Source organism: Xenorhabdus budapestensis, assembly GCF_017743015.1.
GTDB classification, from domain to species: domain Bacteria; phylum Pseudomonadota; class Gammaproteobacteria; order Enterobacterales; family Enterobacteriaceae; genus Xenorhabdus; species Xenorhabdus budapestensis.
Window position 1 is genome coordinate 1,556,913 of the sequence record NZ_CP072455.1, and the last position, 20,920, is coordinate 1,577,832.

Sequence of the window (20,920 nt, forward strand, 5' to 3'; positions counted from 1 at the left end):
AGTAAGAAGGAATTTATTGTGACCATTGATTTATCAGATAAAGCGGCTAAGCCTGTGCCTCTGTATGCAAAAGTTAAACAAGCAATTGTTGAAAAAATCTATACAGGGGAGTGGAAGCCGCATGATAGGGTTCCTTCAGAATCTGAACTAGTTAAGCAATTTAACTGTAGTCGCATGACAGCAAACAGGGCATTGCGGGAGCTGACAGCAGAAGGATTTCTGTTCCGTCTGCAAGGGGTAGGTTCATTTGTTGCAGAGCCTAAAGGACAATCTGCCCTGTTTGAAATACACAGTATTGCTGATGAGATTGAGGCTCGCTCCCATCGGCATAGTTGCAAAGTACTGAAGCTTGCAGAAGTGACGGCTAATATGACTCAGGCCGCAGAGTTGGCAATCGAGATTGGCACATTTATTTATCATTCAATTATTGTTCATTATGAAAACGACATTCCTGTACAAATTGAAGATCGTTATGTCAATGCGTTGGCGGTGCCAGAATATCTGCGGCAGGATTTCAGTCAGCAAACTGCTCATGATTATTTATCGATAGTGGCTCCTCTTACGGAAGGAGAGCACATTGTAGAAGCGGTTGCAGGTGATGCCCGCTCTTGCCGTTTGCTGCAAATAGAAGAAAATACTCCTTGCTTGTTGATCAGCCGACGAACCTGGTCGAAAGAGCATATTGTTTCCAGTGCTAAATTATTATTTCCCGGCAACCGTTATAAATTGAAAGGGCGTTTTAGTTCATGATTCGGAGCTTATGATTTGGTTGAGACATCTCCTCTTTGCTTTACGCATAGAGGAGAGAGGAAAGAGTATATTGTGACAACAATGTAAATAATATGTGATATAAAACACAAAACCAGCAAAAATACGCTTCTGCCAGCCTGAAAATAAATCATTATCATCTTATTGATCTTCCTAACAAAAGAAAACACACAAAATTATTGACTTTATCTTCGTCACATTTTTGCCTATTGAATATACATGTATATACAACTATACAATTAATAAATTTTCATAAAGGCGAAAAAGGAAAAAACCGTGACAACGCAAAATAATAAATTCAGTAACGCGGTCATTCGTGCTCCCAGAGGAAAGCAACTCACAGCAAAAAGTTGGTTGACGGAAGCACCGCTCCGTATGTTGATGAATAATCTTGACCCTGACGTAGCAGAAAATCCCCATGAACTGGTCGTTTATGGTGGAATTGGTCGTGCAGCCAGAAATTGGCAAAGTTATGAAAAAATCGTTGAAACTCTGAAAGATCTGGAGAATAACGAAACATTACTGGTGCAATCAGGTAAGCCTGTCGGAGTTTTCAAAACCCATGAGAATGCGCCTCGTGTATTGATTGCAAACTCAAATTTGGTTCCACATTGGGCAACGTGGGAACACTTTAATGAACTGGATGCCAAAGGGTTAGCAATGTATGGTCAGATGACTGCCGGTAGTTGGATATACATCGGTAGTCAAGGAATTGTACAAGGCACTTATGAGACATTTGTTGAAGCGGGACGCCAGCATTATAACGGTGATCTGACAGGTCGTTGGGTATTGACTGCCGGTTTAGGTGGCATGGGTGGTGCACAACCTCTGGCAGCAACATTGGCGGGGGCTTCATCACTCAATATTGAATGTCAGCAAAGCCGTATTGATTTTCGTCTGCGTACTAGGTATGTAGATGAACAAGCAACTGATCTGGATGATGCACTGGCACGTATTAAGCGGTACACCGAGGAAGGTAAGGCGGTATCGGTAGCACTGTGCGGTAATGCAGCAGAAATTTTGCCGGAGTTAGTTCGCCGTGGTGTTCGTCCTGATATGGTAACAGACCAAACCAGTGCCCATGATCCATTACATGGTTATCTGCCAGTGGGTTGGACATGGGAAGAGTATTGCCGCCGTGCTGAAACAGAGCCAGAAGTGGTGATTCAGGCTGCGAAAGCCTCAATGGCAGTACATGTTGAAGCGATGCTGACTTTCCAGAAACAGGGTATTCCTACTTTTGATTACGGTAATAATATCCGTCAAATGGCAAAAGAAATGGGTGTTGAACATGCTTTTGATTTCCCGGGTTTTGTGCCTGCCTATATTCGCCCACTCTTTTGCCGCGGGATTGGGCCTTTCCGTTGGGCTGCTCTTTCCGGTGATCCTGAAGATATTTACAAAACCGATGCCAAAGTAAAAGAGCTGTTGCCAGATGACACCCACTTGCATCGTTGGCTGGATATGGCACGGGAACGTATCAGCTTCCAGGGCTTGCCTGCACGTATTTGTTGGGTTGGTCTGGGAGATCGGGCTAAATTGGGTTTGGCATTTAATGAAATGGTACGTAGTGGCGAACTTTCAGCGCCAATCGTGATTGGGCGTGATCATCTGGATTCAGGTTCAGTGGCAAGCCCCAACCGTGAAACGGAATCAATGAAAGATGGGTCTGATGCGGTTTCCGACTGGCCATTACTCAATGCGCTATTAAATACAGCCAGTGGTGCAACATGGGTATCTTTGCACCATGGTGGTGGTGTGGGCATGGGATTTTCTCAACACTCAGGCATGGTCATTGTTTGTGATGGTTCGGATGAAGCAGCAGAACGTATTGCCCGGGTACTGCACAACGATCCGGCGACGGGTGTTATGCGTCATGCTGATGCGGGTTATGAACTGGCGGTTCAATGTGCAAAAGAGCAGGGATTGAACTTACCCATGCTGAATACGCGAGCAGTAGAAAACTCATCAGTAAATACAAAAGCGGCAGAAACGAAATAAGGAACGTTATTAATATGAAAAACATCATTATTCATCCGGGAAAAATGACGCTTGAAGAGTTACGCCATGTTTATCAGCATTCCGTACAAATAACTTTGGATGCACAATGCTTCCCGGCGATTGAGAGCAGTGTTGAATGTGTTAACCGCATTATCAGCGAAAACAGAACCGCTTACGGAATTAATACCGGTTTCGGCTTGCTGGCAAATACCCGAATTGCAGAGCGGGATTTAGAAGAGTTGCAACGCTCTATCGTAATGTCACATGCAGCAGGTGTTGGTGAGCCTTTATCGGATGAAATCGTCCGGTTGATTATGGTCTTGAAAATCAACAGTCTGGCTCGTGGTTATTCCGGTATTCGTTTGGAAGTTATTCAGGCATTGGTAACATTGGTAAATGCCGAAGTTTACCCTTGCATTCCAAGTAAAGGCTCGGTTGGGGCTTCTGGTGATTTGGCTCCACTGGCGCATATGAGTCTGTTATTGTTGGGAGAGGGCAAAGCCCGTTATCTTGGTGGATGGTTGCCGGCAAAAGAAGCCTTGGCAAAAGCGGGACTGAAGCCAATTCGACTGGTGGCAAAAGAGGGGCTGGCACTACTTAACGGTACACAAACCTCAACTGCATTTGCTCTGAAAGGGCTTTTTGCGGCGGAAGAGTTACTTGCATCTGCCATTGTTTGTGGTGCCCTGTCTGTTGAAGCGGCATTGGGGTCCCGTAAACCATTTGATGCGCGTATTCATGAAGTGCGTGGGCAGCAAGGGCAAATTGATGTTGCAGCTTTATACCGTATCGTACTGGAAGAACAAAGTGACATTTCTGCCTTCCACGAAAACTGCCCGAAAGTGCAGGATCCTTATTCGTTACGCTGTCAGCCACAGGTAATGGGAGCTTGTCTGGCCCAAATTCGCCATGCTGCTGATGTCATTATGGTTGAGGCTAATGCAGTTTCTGATAACCCACTGGTCTTTACTGAACAGGATGAAGTGATTTCTGGTGGTAACTTCCATGCAGAACCTGTCGCAATGGCATCGGATAATCTGGCTATCGCACTGGCGGAAATCGGCGCGTTATCAGAACGCAGGATTGCTCTGCTGATGGATAGTAATATGTCTCAGTTGCCACCATTTCTGGTCAAAAACAGCGGAGTTAATTCCGGTTTCATGATTGCTCAGGTAACCGCGGCTGCTTTGGCAAGTGAAAATAAAGCACTGGCACATCCTTCCAGTGTTGATAGCCTGCCGACCTCAGCGAATCAGGAAGATCATGTGTCAATGGCACCGGCAGCAGGTCGCCGCTTGTGGGAAATGGCGGATAATGTCAGGGGAATTCTGGCGATTGAATGGTTGACGGCTTGTCAGGGGATGGATTTTCGTGAAGGCCTAAAAAGTAGTCCGATTCTGGAAAAAGCCCGCCATATTCTGCGTGAGAAAGTAACATATTACGATAAAGATCGTTTTTTCTCACCAGACATTGAAACGGCTATTCAATTGTTAGCAGAGCAACAACTTTCTGCACTGTTGCCGGCTGGTACGATCCTGTCGAATAGCAATACCCTGAAAAACTACATAAATTAAATTATTCTTAGGCCGATTTTCCGGCCTTATCGTTGTATTTATCTTTCACATCTAATAATAAAAGAAATAAGGATAAATCATGCAAAACATCTCACAACTCAAGCGTGGGTTAAGTGTTCGTCATATTCGGTTTATGGCACTGGGGTCGGCAATTGGTACTGGGCTTTTTTATGGTTCTGCGGGAGCCATTCAAGCAGCAGGGCCTGCGGTATTGTTGGCATACGCTATTGGTGGTGCGGCAGTTTTTATGGTTATGCGTGCATTAGGGGAAATGGCTGTCCATAACCCCGTGCCGGGTTCTTTCTCCCATTATGCCAATCATTATCTGGGGCCATTGGCGGGGTTTCTGACCGGGTGGACTTATGTATTTGAAATGTTGGTTGTTTGTCTGGCGGATGTCACCGCATTTGGCCTCTATATGAAACTTTGGTTTCCCCATGTTGATCAATGGATCTGGGTTCTCGGTATCGTCTTTTTCATCGGGGCGATAAATCTGTGTAATGTCAAAGTGTTTGGTGAAATGGAGTTTTGGCTTTCCATCATTAAAGTCGCAGCGATTGTTGCCATGATTATCGGTGGTTTCGCGATTATGATGTATGGATTTGGTCAGGAAGCGGGTCATGTTACCGGGTTGTCAAACCTGTGGGAACATGGTGGTTTCATGCCGAATGGTATTGCAGGAGTGATTGCTTCATTTACAGTTGTGATGTTTGCATTCGGTGGTATTGAAGTTATCGGTATTACCGCCAGTGAAGCGAAAAATCCGGCACAATCCATTCCACGGGCAATTAATGCGGTGCCGCTGCGTATTTTGCTATTTTATATTCTTACTTTGTTCGTGCTGATGTGTATTTATCCGTGGAATCAAGTTGGTCAGAATGGCAGCCCGTTTGTCCAGATCTTCTCCAGTCTGGGGATTAACTCCGCAGCCAATATCCTGAATATTGTTGTTATTACTGCTGCCATTTCAGCGATTAACAGTGATATTTTTGGCGCGGGGAGAATGATGTATGGCATGGCGCAGGAAAAACAGGCTCCTGCTTCTTTCACCAAACTGACTCAACATGGAGTACCGTGGATCACAGTATTGGCAATGTCAGTAATTTTGCTAATCGGTGTCGTTTTGAACTATCTGTTGCCTGAACAAATCTTTGTCATTATTGCTTCCATTGCAACATTTGCCACCGTGTGGGTATGGCTGATGATTTTGTTGTCACAATATATGATGCGCCGGAAAATGCCGGCGGAAGAGGCTAAACAGCTTAAATTTCCGGTTCCGTTGTGGCCAATAGCTCCAGCTCTGACAATTGCATTTATGGCATTTATCATCATGGTACTGGGTTATTTCCCCAATACGCGCGTTGCACTGTTTGTGGGGATCGTGTGGATCGTGCTACTGACTGTCAGTTATTTCTTATGGGTAAAAAAATCGAGTGAAAAAACTGCCTGATAAAGAAAATGGGTAACGCTAATAAAAAACCATCCTGTTGATGCAGGGTGGTTTTTGTGTTTTTGTTACTCTTACATGAGTCTCTGAGCTTAAAATAATTCGTACATTCAGATTGCTGATTTGTGGCATGGATCATGGCAAACTAACGCACTAATGACATTTTTGTGGTTTAGAGGTATTTGTGGATAAGATTTTTGTAGATGAAGCCGTCGCAGAGCTGCATACCATTCAGGATATGCTGCGTTGGACAACCAGCCGTTTCAGTGCAGCCAGCATCTATTATGGTCATGGAACGGATAACCCGTGGGATGAGGCTTTGCAATTGGTTCTTCCAACACTGTACCTGCCTCTAGATATTCCAGAAAATATGATGACAGCCCGCCTGACAACAACAGAGCGTCATCGTATTGTTGAACGTGTTCTGCGCCGTATCAACGAGCGTATTCCCGTTGCTTATTTGACTAACCGGGCGTGGTTCTGTGGGCATGAATTTTATGTTGATGAGCGGGTTTTGGTGCCACGTTCGCCAATTAGTGAGCTGATTAACAATCAGTTTGCCGGGTTGCTCCCACAGGAGCCTTCGACCATTCTTGATTTGTGCACAGGAAGTGGCTGTATTGCAATTGCTTGTGCTCATGCCTTCCCTGAAGCGGAAGTTGATGCGGTTGATATTTCTGCTGATGCTTTGGCCGTTACTGAGCACAATATTGAAAATCATGGGCTTTTGCATCGTGTCATACCGATTCAGTCAAATTTATTCCATGATATGCCTCCGATGAAATACGATCTGATTGTGACTAATCCGCCTTATGTGGATGAGGAAGACATGAATGATCTGCCGGATGAGTTCCACCGTGAGCCAGAGTTGGGGCTGGCAGCGGGAAGTGATGGATTGGATCTGGCCCGTTGCATTCTCGCCACAGCACTGGATTTCCTCACAGAAGAAGGTGTGTTGATATGTGAAGTGGGTAACAGCATGGTTCATTTGATTGAACAATATCCTGATGTGCCATTCACATGGTTGGAGTTCGAACATGGTGGTGATGGTGTTTTTATGCTGACACGCAAACAATTGACCGAATATCACGAACATTTCCATCTATTTAAAGACTAATATTTTGTCATTGTGCTGATGGTTAAGGCGTTTTTTCATCAATTTTATTTAAATTAAATTGATGAAATCAATTAGGCTTTAACCATTGGTTAGGTTATTGTTAGTCAATATCAAATCTTTAACACACATCTTTAACACATAAACGCATAAGAGATAATGGCAGGACAGGAATGGCAGGAAACAGTATTGGGCAGTTTTTCCGTATCACGACATTTGGTGAATCTCACGGGGTTGCATTGGGGTGTATTGTTGATGGTGTTCCGCCGGGCATTGCTATTACAGAAGCCGATTTGCAAATCGATTTGGATAGACGTCGTCCGGGAACCTCTCGCTACACTACACAGCGCCGTGAACCTGATCAGGTACGAATTCTTTCTGGCGTTTTTGAAGGTGTGACAACAGGAACCAGTATTGGCTTATTAATTGAAAACACCGATCAGCGTTCACAAGATTACAGTGCGATTAAAGACGTTTTTCGCCCCGGTCATGCAGATTATACCTATGAGCAGAAATATGGATTGCGTGATTATCGTGGTGGTGGACGTTCATCTGCCCGTGAAACTGCGATGCGTGTTGCCGCTGGTGCGATTGCAAAAAAATACTTGTTTGAAAAGCATGGCATCCGTATTCGTGCTTGTCTGACCCAGATGGGAAATATTCATTGTGAATTGAAAGATTGGGATCTCGTTGAGCAGAACCCGTTTTTCTGCCCTGATGAAAGTAAACTAACCCAACTCAATGAGCTATTGCGCGCTCTGAAAAAAGAGGGGGACTCCATTGGCGCTAAGGTGACGGTAGTTGCTGAGAATGTACCAGCAGGATTGGGAGAGCCGGTTTTTGATCGTTTGGATGCAGATATCGCCCATGCTCTGATGAGCATTAATGCCGTGAAAGGGGTTGAAATTGGTGATGGTTTTGATGTTATTAACTTACGTGGCAGTGAAAATCGGGATGAAATCACTTCACAAGGTTTTACCAGTAACCATGCTGGCGGCATTCTGGGGGGGATCAGTAGCAGCCAGCCAGTTATCGCTCACATCGCGCTGAAACCGACATCCAGCATTATGGTATCGGGTAAGACCATTAATCGTCAGGGTGAAGAGGTAGAAATGGTGACTCGCGGTCGACACGACCCTTGTGTTGGTATTCGGGCGGTTCCTATTGCAGAGGCCATGATGGCGATTGTACTGATGGATCATCTGCTGCGTCAGAGAGCGCAGTGTGCAGATGTAACATCTTCACTTCCGCGCTGGTAAATCGGTAACAGCTTTTCCTGGGTATATTTTCCGAGATTAAGCATCTAACGATGCCAAAAGATATCCTGATGAAACGGGTAATTAATTTTCTGGTGAAATAAATAATGGAATGGTCATTACTGGGTCCGGAAGTTTATGGTTTTCTCTTTTTAGTTGCCCTGGTTGCGGGCTTTATCGACTCTATAGCAGGTGGTGGTGGATTACTGACTATTCCTGCTCTACTATCAGCAGGTGTTTCTCCGGTGCAGGCATTAGCGACAGGAAAACTTCAGTCCGTAGGTGGCTCGTTATCTGCCAGCCTGTATTTTATCCGTCGTGGTATAGTGAACCTACGCCCTCAGCGATTTTCCATCGTTATGACAGTGTTAGGTGGCATGTCGGGGGCATTGCTGGTTCAGTTTGTATCACCAGATTTATTGCGTTACGCCCTGCCTATGTTAGTGATGATTATTGGCCTTTACTTTCTGCTTGTACCTAATATTGGTGCAGAAGATCGACAGCATCGTTTAGGGCCGATTGCCTTTGGTTGTTTTGCGGGAGGCGGGATAGGTTTTTATGATGGTGTATTCGGGCCGGGAACCGGTTCTTTTCTGGCACTCTCTTACGTAACGCTCTGTGGTTACAATCTGGCGAAGGCAACAGCACATGCAAAAGTGTTAAACTGCGCAGCCAATCTCGGTGCATTAGGTTTCTTTATTCTTGGCGGGCAGGTTCTATGGCTGTTGGGTTTTGTCATGCTGGCTGGTCAGATGATTGGTGCTCGTTTAGGCGCTGGTTTGGTATTGAGCAGAGGGCAAAAGTTGATCCGTCCAATGCTGGTGACTATCTCTTTTCTAATGAGTATCAAACTCCTCCATGATCAACATGGCGACACCATCCGTTCCTGGCTGGCATTTTATTTTTGATTTTAGGATATTAATTTTAGGATATTGTATTAATACATGGCTGGACATCACTATCAACAACTGATTGAAATTTTTGATAATTGCTTTAGCGATGATTATAACACCCGTTTGATAAAAGGTGATAATGAGCCGGTTTATCTGCCCGCAGATGAAGAGGTAGTTTATAATCGGGTTGTGTTTGCCCATGGTTATTACGCCAGTGGATTGCACGAAATTTCGCATTGGTGTATTGCGGGTAAAGAACGTCGCAAATTGGTTGATTTTGGTTACTGGTATTGCCCTGACGGTCGTGATGCTCAGACTCAAGCGGAATTTGAGAAAGTCGAAGTTAAACCACAAGCATTAGAATGGTTATTTTGTGTAGCTGCTGGTTTTCCTTTCAACATTAGTTGCGATAATTTGGATGGCGATTTTGAGCCGGATCGTTTTGCTTTTCAGCGGAAAGTTCATGCGCAAGCCATGACATATCTTGAAAACGGAATACCCATCCGTGCAGCACGCTTTCTTCATGCACTGCAATCGTTTTACAATACGCCTCCACTAAAAGCAGTACATTTCCCTTACCCGGAAGATCCTTTTGCTGACTAATATTGATTTTTTGAGGAAAAACAATGCTCGCAGAGTTTGAAACACGCATTCTGGCATATATAGATGATATGGTTGAACATGCCAGTGATGACGAATTATTTGCTGGTGGATACCTCCGCGGGCATCTGACGCTGGCTGTTGCCGAATTGGAACAAGAAGGCACTAATACTATTGAACAGCTTCACCTGCGTGTAGAAGAAAGTGTCCATAAAGCGATTAAGGCGGGAGAATTGACGCCACCGGATCAAGTTTTAGTTTTGACGACCTGGCAAAAGCTATTGGCAAAACTTCTGGACAGTGTGAAAGCGTGATTTATTGATGCTGAAATTATTTCTTGGGGCTGTTTTTCAGCCCTTATTTTTTGTTCAGGTAAAGTAAACCTCAATGTTCGGTTACATAAAAATTCGCAATAGCTCGCAATAACTATAATAAACTGAAAAGTGTAAATCTTTATTGATCATTTTATAGTGTATATAGATTAAGATAATGTGGTTAGCAGAATTACTTAGAGGGTTTTTAAATCATATTTTGTGTGACGCCGTTCTTTTTGAGGAGATTAAAATAATTATGTTATTAGTAGAACGCGTGATGATTAAAAAAATTAATGATGGTAAAGTTTAGGTTACAGTTTAGTAAATAATTAGGTGTTTTTTTAGTTGTATATCCAATAATTTCTGGATTGCCTCAATAAAGGGAAGATATGGGTACTCTACCAGAGTAATTGGAGAGGAAATTTAATTTTAGAAATGCGATTAAATAAAAAATAGAGCACGTAATTCATAATAAATAGGATGAATTATCTGTGAAAGTTCAGAATTGAAAAGGATATTTCAGGAGATAACACTATGGGATTGGGAAGTTGCTCTGTGCGAAGTGGATATGGATTTTATACTGATGATAAGATGTTTTTGTTACCTGAATCGATAAGTTTTAGTGCGTCAAGACGGAGGGGAAGACAAAATATGAACCCACAATTGGAAAAAAGATTTGAAAACCTGGAAATAGATGTTTCTCAGTTAAAGATAGATGTTTCATTGTTAAAAACAGATGTTTCACAGTTAAAAGAAGATGTCTCACTGTTAAAAACAGATGTCTCACAATTAAAAATAGATCTGGAAGTTATAAAATCCAACTATGCGACAAAAGCTGATATTGAATCAGTAAAGGCACTGATTCATAATGAAATAACATCTGTAAATAAAGAAATGTCATCTGTATATAAGGAAGTATCAGATAAAATAACAGCTCAAACTAAGTGGATGGTAACAGTGATGTTTGGTTTTTCTGGTATTATTATCGCAGCAATGAAATTTATGCTTTGAATAGCTTTGTGAGTCAATGAACTGACATGTTTTTAATTCTTATTTATTAGTGTAATATTTATTTCAATGTTATTAATATGACTATAAAATAAATAAGTTGTCAGGGTAAGTCATGTTTACTATTTGTCGTACACAAACATCAGATATAAGTCAATTACCTGCAATTGAATATTCTGCTGCGCAGTTGTTTCGTTTTATACCTGATTTGGCCTGGATTGCTGATGGTCATGTACAAATGGAACAACAACATTTGGAATATATTGCTCAGGATAATAGCTGGGTAGCTTTGAGAGATAAGGAGCATCCGATAGGCTTTATTCTGGCTAAACCTTTGGGTGATGGACTGCATATCTTTGAACTGTCTGTGCATGGAGATTGGCAGAGAAGGGGAATAGGTAAAGCATTAATAGAAACAGTTATTCAGGTTGCTAAACAACGTAAACTACAGGCTGTAACCTTGACGACTTTCCGTCATGTCAGTTGGAATGCTCCCTTTTATCAACGACTGGGATTTTCCATTTTAGAACCTCAGCAGATGAGTGAAGTATTGGAACAGATTTTACAAGATGAAATTAAATATGGGTTTTCGGCAGTTCAGCGTTGTGCAATGAAACGCTCAGTGATTACATGAGAAAGCTACAATTGAATTTTAATCGTTTTAATTAATGTGGGTTCAGTAGCATCAGGCATAATTTTGTTATGCCTGATGCAAATTGGGGTTTATGCGTGCGTAGTAAAACTTCAGTCTTTGCGACATCCTCTTTAGGGCGGTGAGGATGTCAAAAATTAAGGTTTTTCTGCTTTCACTTTTTTACCGCGTAACAGCTTTCTGACCCAGAAACGATTCGGATGCAAGGCTGCTAATGTTTCATCATCAAATGGTAAGGCTTCATTAAATACTTGCCCTGCAAGTAATTCAGCACTTAAAGGAGCAGAGCACAAACCACGTGAACCTAATGCACCAATAACAAATAAATCAGGGTAACGAGGTGATTCGTCTATTTTCTCCCTGGATTGTATCTGTTGAGGTAAATCGGCATACTTTGCCATAATTTCACTGAGAACAGGTACATTGCCGACCATTGGCATATGATCCCGAATTACACATCGTATCCCCTGACGGGATTTATCCTCTGAAATGTCAACTTGTTTTACCCAATCAACATCAGGGAAACACTTCAGGAGACGGTCACGATTCTCCTGCTGTTCGGCAGAAGAATACTGAGTATCTAATTGATCGCGCTGATAACTCGCCCCAATACAGTGATACTGATTTTTGGGGTTAACGGGAGTCATATAACCATCGTAACACAGCACACTTTTTAGCTGGCTAAGTAGGTCAGTTGTTGGGATATGGCTGACTTGACCACGGACTGCGGTAACAGGTAATTTTTCGGTCTGTTCAAATTGAGCCAGGCAATGCCCATTGGCAATGATAACCACTTTGTGGTTTTTAAGTTGTATTTGTCCCTGATGTTTAATGTGTAGTTGCCAACCATTTTCATATTGAACCAGTCGTATTATTTCGTGGTTGAGATATGTACTCATACCACGCTGTTGTGCAAGTTTGATAACTTCTTGAGTCAATTGAGCTGGGTATAACCATCCTCCCTGTGGATAATGGATACCATGATAGTTGACATCTAGTCCGCTGATTTGACTCAACTGTTGGCGATCCATCCCAGTAGCAATATCTTCCGGCCATGTTGTGTGCAGCATATTGTCGATTTTCTTGCTACTTTTTTCATCGTAAGCTAATTGGCTAACACCACACCATTGATGCTCAAATAACACATTTTCATTAATCAGTTCATCGTATTGACGACGGGCAAAGGTGAATGCAGAGGTAAAGAAACGCTCTAATGGATCATGACGACCAGTCAGTAAAGGATAAAGCGCGCCTTGTTGGTTACCTGATGCACCTTGTGCTGGCTGTGTATCCTGACAATATAGCGTGACTTTTGCACCACGTCGCAGTAAAGCAAGAGCAGTGAATGCACTGGCAATACCTCCGCCAATGATTGCGATATCATCAGTATGATTTGTGCCAGGGCGGGCAAACCAGGGCATATCAGTTTTGGAGTTGTGAACTGAGGGAGGTAAAATGCCTGTCAGCATCTCTCTCTTATGCCCAAATCCCTTAACTTTTGTGACAGTGAAGCCTGCTGTTTGTAGTCCACGGCGTACTAAACCTGCTGATGTGAATGTCGCAAATGTTCCTTCTGGACGAGAAAATTTTGCCATTGCAGTGAACAGCTGTTCGCTCCACATTTGTGGGTTTTTGGCGGGAGCAAAACCATCTAAAAACCACGCATCAACTTTACCTGTCAGGTTGGAATTTACTTTGGGCAATAGTTCATTTACGTCTCCAAACCAGAGATCCAGAGTAATAGCGCCATTATCCAGAATTAACCGCTGACAACCTGCGAGTGGTAAAGGCCACTGCTGACATAATTCTTCAGAAAACTTCTGAAGCTCTGGCCAGCGTTGATGTGCACTTTTTAGGTCAGCGATTTTTAATGGATATTTTTCAAAACTAATATAGTGCAGCCTTTTTAGCGTAGCGTCTGGGTGTTGCTGTTTGAACTCTGAAAAAGACTGCCAGAGTGCAAGGAAATTTAGCCCAGTACCGAATCCGGTTTCGGCAATGACGCAATCAGAACGGCAATGTGTGCTAAAACGTTGGGGAAAATGATTGCCTTTTAAAAATACATATATGGTTTCTTCTAACCCATCTTGATTTGAGAAATAAACATCATCAAATTGCTTAGAAATAGGTGTGCCCTGTTCATTCCAGCTTAGGGTTGCGCTACTGATAGCACTGTTTTGCACAATACTGTTGTTCAAAATAAAGCCTGTATTGTTGAGAATAATAGAGGATTTTAACGGTCTTGATGCTGTTACACCACTTATGAGCAATCTTAAAGTCTGGGTTATGATCAATTGTTCATGATTTTTATCCTGATCGGACTTGTTCAGCGTACAAGTGTACGCTAAAGTGCGAGAAGGAAATCCCGTAGGTAAACATATTGGTGAGGTAATTAATGAAACGAGCAGTAATCACTGGTTTGGGCATTGTATCTAGTATTGGTAATAACCAGGAAGAGGTGCTGAAATCTCTGAAAGAAGGCCGTTCCGGGATAACTTTTTCCGAAGAATTCAAAGAAATGGGGCTTCGCAGTCACGTATGGGGGAATGTCAAACTGGATACAACGGGTTTGATTGACCGTAAAACACAGCGTTTTATGAGCGATGCTTCTGTTTATGCTTATCTGGCGATGGATGAGGCAATCAAAGATTCTGGTCTTTCCGATGAGCAGGTTTCTAATTTACGTACAGGGCTGGTTGTCGGCTCTGGTGGTGGTTCTCCACATAATCAGGTTGTCTGTGCGGATGGTATGCGTGCCCGCGGTTTACGAGGAGTTGGGCCTTATATGGTGACACGGACAATGGCCTCCGGCGTTTCCGCCTGCCTGGCAACACCGTTCAAAATTAAAGGCGTAAGTTACTCTATCAGTTCTGCTTGTTCGACTTCTGCACACTGCATTGGTCATGCCGTTGAATTAATCCAGCTTGGTAAACAGGACGTTATTTTTGCCGGTGGTGGTGAAGAACTGAGCTGGGAAATAGCCTGTGAATTTGATGCAATGGGAGCACTCTCTACCAAATATAATGAAACACCAGACTGTGCTTCCCGTACTTATGATCAAAACCGTGACGGCTTTGTTATTGCTGGCGGTGGCGGTATTGTCGTTGTTGAAGAATTAGAACACGCATTGGCTCGTGGTGCACATATATATGCTGAGGTTATTGGCTACGGAGCGAATTCAGATGGTTTGGACATGGTTGCACCTTCAGGTGAAGGGGCTGTGCGTTGTATGAAAATGGCTCTGGATGGTATTGAAGGTGAGGTGGATTATATTAACACTCATGGCACATCAACACCTGTTGGCGATTTGAAAGAGCTGGAAGCGATTAGAGAAGTATTTGGTGACAAGACACCAGCTATTTCAGCAACTAAGGCGATGACCGGGCATTCTTTGGGGGCTGCCGGTGCCCAGGAAGCGATTTACAGTTTATTAATGTTAGAGCATGGAATTATTGCACCAAGTATTAATATTGAAGAGCTGGATGAAAAAGCCCTTGGTATGGATATTATTACTGAACCTACCGAACGCGAGCTAAAGACGGTTATGTCTAATAGCTTCGGGTTCGGCGGTACAAATGCCTCTCTGGTAATGCGCAAGTATCTGAACTGATTTTCCAAAACTGAAAAGTTTTACCGACCTACATAAAAGCCAATTTACCAACTACGTGGATTGGCTATAAATCTTCTCATTTTTCTTACGTTTTTTATGAACTACCCGCAAGATAGGTGGGACGATAATAACCAGCGCAGCTAAAACCAACAAAGATTGAGCAATGGTACTGCCCCACAAAATTTCAAAATGACCGTTACTGATTGAAAGTGCCCGTCTTAAGTTCTGCTCCAGCATTTCACCTAATACAAACCCTAAAATGAGCGGCGACATTGGAAAGTTCATTTTCCTAAGAATATAACCGAACACCCCCAGACCGACCATCAACATCAGATCGAATGTTGTACTGTGTATGGCATAAACTCCGACTGCTGAAATGGTGGCTATGGCTGGCACTAGGAACCACAGGGGGATACTCAACATACGGGTAAACAGCCCAATCATCGGAATGTTCATGATAAGTAAAAGAATATTGGCGATAAGTAGGGCAGCAATCAATCCCCAGACTATATCCGGTTGCTCTGTAAACATAGCAGGCCCCGGTGTGATGTTGTAGAGCGTCAGTGCACCTATCATTACGGCTGTAGTACCTGAACCGGGGACACCCAGAGTAAGCATAGGAATGAATGAACCACATGCTGATGCATTATTGGCTGCTTCAGGTGCGGCCACACCACGGATATCGCCTTTACCAAATGAATCGCTGTTTCCACTAAGCCGTTTTTCTGTCATGTATGTGATTGCGCTGGCAATTGTTGCTCCGGCACCGGGTAAGATACCAACAAAGAAACCAATGACTGAGGAGCGTAATATTGGTCCGGTACAGGTTTGGGCCTCTTTTTTGTTAAATAGTAATCGTCCGGTTTTACTTATTACTTTTTGTCCAGTGGAGGTGCTCTCAAGCATCAGCAGAATTTCGCTGACAGAGAACAGACCGATTACAACGACAATAAACTGAATGCCATCAGAAAGGTGGACACTATCAAACGTGAAGCGATAAACCCCAGTATTAGCATCGACTCCTACTGTCGCTAATCCTAACCCAATCAAAGCAGCCAGTAGAGATTTGACAGGGTTCTGGCTCATCATGCTGCCAAGACAGGCAATCGCAAACACCATCAGAGCAAAATATTCAGCAGGCCCGAACGCCAAAGACCATTTGGCCAGAAGAGGAGCAAACAAAATGATACCAACAATGGCTAAGAGTGAACCACAAAATGAGCTGATTGCTGAGATAGACAATGCAACACCAGCTTGCCCCTGTTTTGCCATAGGGTATCCATCAAGAGCGGTCATAATCGCGGCGGCATCTCCCGGAACATTCAGCAGAATTGAAGATATCCGACCTCCATATTCACAACCAATATAAACCGTTGCCAATAAAATTAAGGCGGATTCTGCGGGTAATTTCAAGGCAAAAGCTAACGGCAATAAAATGGCAACACCATTTATTGGGCCTAGACCGGGGAGTAAACCAACAACAGTACCAATAAAGCAGCCTATTAATGCGATAATCAGATTCTTAGGGATTAATGCAACTTCAAAACCTTGTGTCAGGTATATCCAAGTATCCATTTTATTCTCCTTACCTGAACAGACTACCAATGGGTAGCGTGACATCTAACAGGCGATCAAATACAAAAAAGAGTGATATACCTAAGCTCACACCAGAAATCATTGCGGCGAGGAGTGAGGCATTAAACAGCAATGCGATGCTGATGGTCAATAATGTCGTCGCCAAAGGAAAGCCTAACCACTCAAATGTTCCTGCATAAAAGACCAGTGAAACAATTAGCAACAATAAACGGCGCAGCACTTGTGGTGTAGGCCAATGAGTCTTCTCAGTTTTCTTGAATAGCAGTAACAGAGCACATAGCGCCATTAATGAGATAATGGCAATCGGGAATGGTCGCGGCCCCAGAGGCTCATAGCTGTATTCACTATGAATACCCCAGCCAATGACTAATCCTATTCCACACAGAGCTAACCAGATAGCAGCAAAGATACGATCGCTCATGATGCTATTCCCGTTATTTTGCTAAACCAAAGGATTTTGCCATCTCATGGTATTGAGTAACCTGTTTTTGCACATAGTCATCCAACTCTTTACCTGTCATATTGAATTCGAAAAGACCACGTAGTTCGCGTTGTTTTTTAAATTCATCTGTTTGTTGTAGTTTGTTGAATGTGTCTACCCACCATTGATATTGTTCATCAGAAACTTTGGGACCCATGTAAAAACCACGAATAACTGGCCATACGATGTTGTAGCCTTGCTCTTTGGCTGTTGGGATATTTGCCAAAGCACCATCAAGCCTTTTATCGGCATAGACAGCAAGAACACGCAGCTTATCACTCGTCAGATAAGGTAAGGTTTCACTGATATCCCCAGAGAAAACCTGAATATGCTTACCCAGCAGCGCTGTGATTGCTTCACCACCACCTTCAAAGGCGACGTAGCGCATTTTGCGCGGATCAACATCAACTTGTTTCGCCAGTAAGGCCGTTTTCATCCAATCCTGACCACCAATGGAAGCTCCGGCACCAAATACGATGCTGGCAGGATCTTCCTGGAATGTATCAATGAGATCTTTTAAAGTCTTGTAATGAGAGTCTTTGTGAACAGCAATTATACCATAATCAGTACCAACACTGGCCAGCCAGCGCACATCATTCACGTTATAGCGTCCGAATTTTCCTTGAGCAAGATTTAACAGAGAGCCACCAGAAAAGGCGACAATAGTGCCGGGTTCGGCAGGCCGTTGGGCAACAATAGCATTATAGGCAACGGCTCCAACACCTCCGGGCATAAATGTTACCCGCATAGGCGAATCAATAGCTTTGGTATCCAGCAATGAGACTTGCACTAACTTGCAGGTTAAATCGAAGCCACCACCGGGTTTAGCAGGGGCAATACATTCAGTTCTGTCAGGGGCATCAATAGCAAAGGTATTGGTACAGAAAAATAAGCCGATAGTAGTTAATAATGTTTTGAGTATCTTCATTTTTTATTCCTTACATAGCACCAGTGATGGAAACAATTTTATAAATTCCCGGTACATTATTATTTATAGAACCGAAATATTCTATTAACAGAAAAAAGTGTCTGGATGTGACATTAATCACTTAATTTGAAAGATGTTGATTTTTTAAATGCCTCAAGGTTTTTTGAAGTTATGTAATATGATTACTGAAAGTGACTTTGCATACTTGTAGTATTTTCAGAATATAAAATAATTTTTAAAAAATTAATAGGAATATGTTTGTTTTAGATATTTATCTAAATAATTTTGATATTAATAAAAATAAATTTATGGATTATAAATGTTTTTGTAATTCGTTGTATTCATTGAGGGTAATAACATTCATACTAAAATTATATATGGGGCCTAGAATGATTAAAGTAACATTACTGACTTTTTCTGGACTGGAAGATTATTACTGGTATTACTATGATCTTGATTATGAAATGAACTCAAGATGGTTACTAGGGCTATTCAGGGATAATATTAAGGGAATTAACTTTGGAGAAACTTGTGGAAAACTTGGATTCTCTGGTTTTTTAGTCGAAATTGATGGCACTGAACAGACAATAGCACATAGTTATGGGTTGACTAATTCTTTTTATGTATGTGATGGAAGAGCCTTTGATCTTTATCAAAGTAGATATCTTGGCTTCGCTTTAATGGAGTCCTCTAAGCAAAACAGTAACCTTAAAGCCGCAATATTTCAGGATATAATTAACCTTCAGCAAGATACTTCCGATTGTTCTGAGGGAGGCGATCCAGATGAAGATCTGCATAATGAAAAAAGATATACTTTACACGATGCAAATAGTGATGAACTCTATACAGTAAATATTGTGAGTCCGAAAACGGGTAAGTTGATTGCTGTACAAGCGGGCTTGTTCAATACAAATTTCTGGACTACACCTGAAAAGCAGAAGTTACATAACTGTTATTCTTACGCCTGTAATTATGCAGGTGGGAGCTATTCTCAACCGGGAGGGAATACCGAGAAACTCCGACAAGAACGTACTATGAAAGTTGTTATAGATGGCGCAATTTCAGATGGATTAGTTATGTTGGATGATTATCGAAATGAAAGAGACTACCCGAACCATGTTGTAGCACTTTTTACTACTGACGATTATGCGGATGACTGGGACTACCATTGGTATAGATTGGTTTTAAATAATAAGCACGAACGTTCCCATATGTGGGCTCATAAACCAGGGAGAATGTCAGTCAGAAAAACGGATAATAAGAATGAAATTATAAAAGATCCCCGTAATGCAGAACGCGGAAAATATACCCAATTCGGAGGATATTTTAGAGTAAATAATCAAGTAAAAATAAAATAGTCAGTTAACAAGTGATTCTTGTATAAAATTAATTTGGATATTCAATATCTGGTTGATTTTTTTCTTTAGCTTTGTTTTCTTTGGTATTGTTTTCCGATTAACTTTTATGACCCTATTATATAAATGATAAAGTCATAAGCTATTTTATCATGATAACTATTTACAATTATCGCCCAGTGAAGCATTGGGCGATAATTGGTAAAAGTATTGTTGATAAAGTGTTACTTAAGTTTTCTGACGAGTGATTGGGATACGTAATTGTTGAGCAAGAATTACGCCAGCCAGCACAATACCCCCACCAATCAGATGATAGCTATACATTTTCTCATGGAGTACCGCGATGGCAATAATTGCGGTGAAAACCGGAGCCAGGTTCATAAAGATTGAGGTCATATTAGCGCCAAGGCGAATAACCCCTTGTATCCACAGATAAGGAGCAATAATTGAAGCCGGAATACCTGCAAATAGCACAAGAGAAATATTATTGCTGGTTAACCGGATATCTTCTGTCATCATGAAGTTAGGCAAAAGTAATAATACCCCGAAGCCGATCTGTACATAGAGTGATTGCCAGTTGGGTAATGGAATTGCCCAGCGTTTGGTCAGAACGCCGTACAGAGCGTAGGCTGCTGATGCAATAAACATCATCATGTATCCTGACCCTAATCCGTGTTGTAACAGGGAAGCAGGTTCTCCTTTGCCAACTAACCATATAAGGCCAAACAGAGAAAAAACTGTGCCGAGCATAATTCCAACTGTCGGGGCAACTAGCAGGACAAAAATACTGAGTATGACAGTCAGCAATGGGATCAACGAAGTAAAGATCCCTATCAGTGTTGCACTGACAGTATGGGCAGCGTAGTAAACCAGACTTTGATTAAGAACCATACCGAGGGAGCCGAGGATCAATAACTTCCACCAATATCGGGTAAGCATTTTCCACTGTTTCAGTGCGGGTAATAAGATAAAAGGAGTTAAAGCCAAAAAAGCGATGAACCAGCGATAGAAAGCGATAGCAGCAGGTTCAATTGAAGTGGCGGCGGCTTTACTGACCACAGCGTTAATTGACCAAATTAGTACAGCAATAAGGGGAAACAATAAATTCTTCATTGAGTTAAATCGCGTATATCAGAATATCGTGCACTTAGTGTAACAATGACCGATTTATTGTATATATTTATAATCTGCCAATTGATGTAGCCATCAAGACAAGTTACAAATCCCCTCTGTTATTTGAAATAGATCTTGTACCAATAGATTTCGAGTGACTTCTGGCAAAGAGGCAACTCGAAAGATAAAGGGGGATTAGGTATTATGCCG

At 42.4% G+C, this 20,920-nt stretch carries 18 protein-coding genes; 13 read left to right on the plus strand and 5 right to left on the minus strand.

Annotation, left to right across the window (positions count from 1 at the left end; genetic code table 11):
* Positions 1–18: 18 nt before the first annotated feature.
* The 11 genes from hutC to HGO23_RS07465 all read left to right on the plus strand — a co-directional run bounded on the left by hutC (position 19) and on the right by HGO23_RS07465 (position 11,609).
* Positions 19–750, plus strand: a complete 732-nt coding sequence (gene hutC, locus HGO23_RS07415; protein WP_416778029.1) for a histidine utilization transcriptional repressor HutC — start codon at positions 19–21, stop codon at positions 748–750.
* A 294-nt stretch (positions 751–1,044) separates the two neighbouring features.
* Positions 1,045–2,769, plus strand: a complete 1,725-nt coding sequence (hutU, locus tag HGO23_RS07420) for a urocanate hydratase (RefSeq protein WP_209028442.1) — start codon at positions 1,045–1,047, stop codon at positions 2,767–2,769.
* 14 nt (positions 2,770–2,783) lie between these two features.
* Positions 2,784–4,343, plus strand: coding sequence for a histidine ammonia-lyase (gene hutH / locus HGO23_RS07425; protein ID WP_209028443.1), 1,560 nt, complete (start codon positions 2,784–2,786; stop codon positions 4,341–4,343).
* Positions 4,344–4,422: 79 nt separating this feature from the next.
* Positions 4,423–5,793, plus strand: coding sequence for an amino acid permease (locus HGO23_RS07430; RefSeq protein ID WP_099136425.1), 1,371 nt, complete (start codon positions 4,423–4,425; stop codon positions 5,791–5,793).
* Positions 5,794–5,974: 181 nt separating this feature from the next.
* On the plus strand, positions 5,975–6,907 hold the full coding sequence (prmB, locus tag HGO23_RS07435; protein ID WP_209028444.1) for a 50S ribosomal protein L3 N(5)-glutamine methyltransferase: 933 nt from the start codon (positions 5,975–5,977) through the stop codon (positions 6,905–6,907).
* A 170-nt stretch (positions 6,908–7,077) separates the two neighbouring features.
* A complete protein-coding gene (aroC, locus tag HGO23_RS07440; protein ID WP_209028445.1) occupies positions 7,078–8,163 on the plus strand; it encodes a chorismate synthase in 1,086 nt (361 codons plus the stop codon).
* Between the two features lie 104 nt (positions 8,164–8,267).
* Positions 8,268–9,068, plus strand: a complete 801-nt coding sequence (locus tag HGO23_RS07445; RefSeq protein ID WP_209028446.1) for a sulfite exporter TauE/SafE family protein — start codon at positions 8,268–8,270, stop codon at positions 9,066–9,068.
* A gap of 36 nt (positions 9,069–9,104) precedes the next feature.
* On the plus strand, positions 9,105–9,656 hold the full coding sequence (locus HGO23_RS07450; RefSeq protein WP_209028447.1) for an elongation factor P hydroxylase: 552 nt from the start codon (positions 9,105–9,107) through the stop codon (positions 9,654–9,656).
* Between the two features lie 23 nt (positions 9,657–9,679).
* A complete protein-coding gene (locus tag HGO23_RS07455; protein ID WP_099136430.1) occupies positions 9,680–9,967 on the plus strand; it encodes a YfcL family protein in 288 nt (95 codons plus the stop codon).
* 534 nt (positions 9,968–10,501) lie between these two features.
* A complete protein-coding gene (locus tag HGO23_RS07460) occupies positions 10,502–10,978 on the plus strand; it encodes a hypothetical protein (protein WP_209028448.1) in 477 nt (158 codons plus the stop codon).
* Between the two features lie 112 nt (positions 10,979–11,090).
* On the plus strand, positions 11,091–11,609 hold the full coding sequence (locus HGO23_RS07465) for a GNAT family N-acetyltransferase (protein ID WP_209028449.1): 519 nt from the start codon (positions 11,091–11,093) through the stop codon (positions 11,607–11,609).
* A gap of 155 nt (positions 11,610–11,764) precedes the next feature.
* Here the strand turns inward: HGO23_RS07465 and mnmC are convergent, their stop codons facing one another.
* Entirely contained in the window at positions 11,765–13,810 is a 2,046-nt protein-coding gene (gene mnmC / locus HGO23_RS07470) for a bifunctional tRNA (5-methylaminomethyl-2-thiouridine)(34)-methyltransferase MnmC2/FAD-dependent 5-carboxymethylaminomethyl-2-thiouridine(34) oxidoreductase MnmC1 (protein ID WP_209028733.1), read from the minus strand.
* A gap of 212 nt (positions 13,811–14,022) precedes the next feature.
* On the opposite strand from mnmC, the gene fabB reads away from it, so the two are divergent.
* Positions 14,023–15,237 carry a beta-ketoacyl-ACP synthase I gene (gene fabB / locus HGO23_RS07475; RefSeq protein WP_099136433.1) on the plus strand — a complete coding sequence of 405 codons (1,215 nt, stop codon included), beginning with the start codon at positions 14,023–14,025 and terminating at the stop codon, positions 15,235–15,237.
* A gap of 51 nt (positions 15,238–15,288) precedes the next feature.
* On the opposite strand, the gene HGO23_RS07480 is transcribed toward fabB, so the two are convergent.
* Genes HGO23_RS07480 through HGO23_RS07490 form a run of 3 tightly spaced genes read right to left on the minus strand, consistent with a single transcriptional unit; the run spans position 15,289 to position 18,242 of the window.
* Complete coding sequence (locus HGO23_RS07480) at positions 15,289–16,812, minus strand: tripartite tricarboxylate transporter permease (protein WP_099136434.1); 1,524 nt, start codon at positions 16,810–16,812, stop codon at positions 15,289–15,291.
* Positions 16,813–16,822: 10 nt separating this feature from the next.
* Complete coding sequence (locus tag HGO23_RS07485; protein WP_099136435.1) at positions 16,823–17,254, minus strand: tripartite tricarboxylate transporter TctB family protein; 432 nt, start codon at positions 17,252–17,254, stop codon at positions 16,823–16,825.
* A gap of 13 nt (positions 17,255–17,267) precedes the next feature.
* Positions 17,268–18,242, minus strand: a complete 975-nt coding sequence (locus HGO23_RS07490; RefSeq protein ID WP_209028450.1) for a Bug family tripartite tricarboxylate transporter substrate binding protein — start codon at positions 18,240–18,242, stop codon at positions 17,268–17,270.
* Positions 18,243–18,631: 389 nt separating this feature from the next.
* Here HGO23_RS07490 and HGO23_RS07495 point away from each other — a divergent pair, with 389 nt between their 5' ends.
* A complete protein-coding gene (locus tag HGO23_RS07495; protein WP_099136437.1) occupies positions 18,632–19,600 on the plus strand; it encodes a hypothetical protein in 969 nt (322 codons plus the stop codon).
* Between the two features lie 225 nt (positions 19,601–19,825).
* On the opposite strand, the gene HGO23_RS07500 is transcribed toward HGO23_RS07495, so the two are convergent.
* Complete coding sequence (locus tag HGO23_RS07500; RefSeq protein WP_209028451.1) at positions 19,826–20,710, minus strand: DMT family transporter; 885 nt, start codon at positions 20,708–20,710, stop codon at positions 19,826–19,828.
* Positions 20,711–20,920 lie beyond the last annotated feature (210 nt).

Excerpts from the sequence above, each read along its gene's own strand:
- HGO23_RS07455 (WP_099136430.1), top strand. The coding sequence starts at position 9,680 with ATGCTCGCAGAGTTTGAAACACGCATTCTGGCATATATAGATGATATG.
- HGO23_RS07460 (WP_209028448.1), top strand. The coding sequence starts at position 10,502 with ATGGGATTGGGAAGTTGCTCTGTGCGAAGTGGATATGGATTTTATACT.
- HGO23_RS07465 (WP_209028449.1), top strand. The coding sequence starts at position 11,091 with ATGTTTACTATTTGTCGTACACAAACATCAGATATAAGTCAATTACCT.
- HGO23_RS07485 (WP_099136435.1), bottom strand. The coding sequence starts at position 17,254 with ATGAGCGATCGTATCTTTGCTGCTATCTGGTTAGCTCTGTGTGGAATA.
- hutH (WP_209028443.1), top strand. The coding sequence starts at position 2,784 with ATGAAAAACATCATTATTCATCCGGGAAAAATGACGCTTGAAGAGTTA.
- HGO23_RS07500 (WP_209028451.1), bottom strand. The coding sequence starts at position 20,710 with ATGAAGAATTTATTGTTTCCCCTTATTGCTGTACTAATTTGGTCAATT.
- HGO23_RS07430 (WP_099136425.1), top strand. The coding sequence starts at position 4,423 with ATGCAAAACATCTCACAACTCAAGCGTGGGTTAAGTGTTCGTCATATT.
- HGO23_RS07445 (WP_209028446.1), top strand. The coding sequence starts at position 8,268 with ATGGAATGGTCATTACTGGGTCCGGAAGTTTATGGTTTTCTCTTTTTA.
- HGO23_RS07490 (WP_209028450.1), bottom strand. The coding sequence starts at position 18,242 with ATGAAGATACTCAAAACATTATTAACTACTATCGGCTTATTTTTCTGT.
- fabB (WP_099136433.1), top strand. The coding sequence starts at position 14,023 with ATGAAACGAGCAGTAATCACTGGTTTGGGCATTGTATCTAGTATTGGT.
- HGO23_RS07450 (WP_209028447.1), top strand. The coding sequence starts at position 9,105 with ATGGCTGGACATCACTATCAACAACTGATTGAAATTTTTGATAATTGC.
- HGO23_RS07480 (WP_099136434.1), bottom strand. The coding sequence starts at position 16,812 with ATGGATACTTGGATATACCTGACACAAGGTTTTGAAGTTGCATTAATC.
- aroC (WP_209028445.1), top strand. The coding sequence starts at position 7,078 with ATGGCAGGAAACAGTATTGGGCAGTTTTTCCGTATCACGACATTTGGT.
- HGO23_RS07495 (WP_099136437.1), top strand. The coding sequence starts at position 18,632 with ATGATTAAAGTAACATTACTGACTTTTTCTGGACTGGAAGATTATTAC.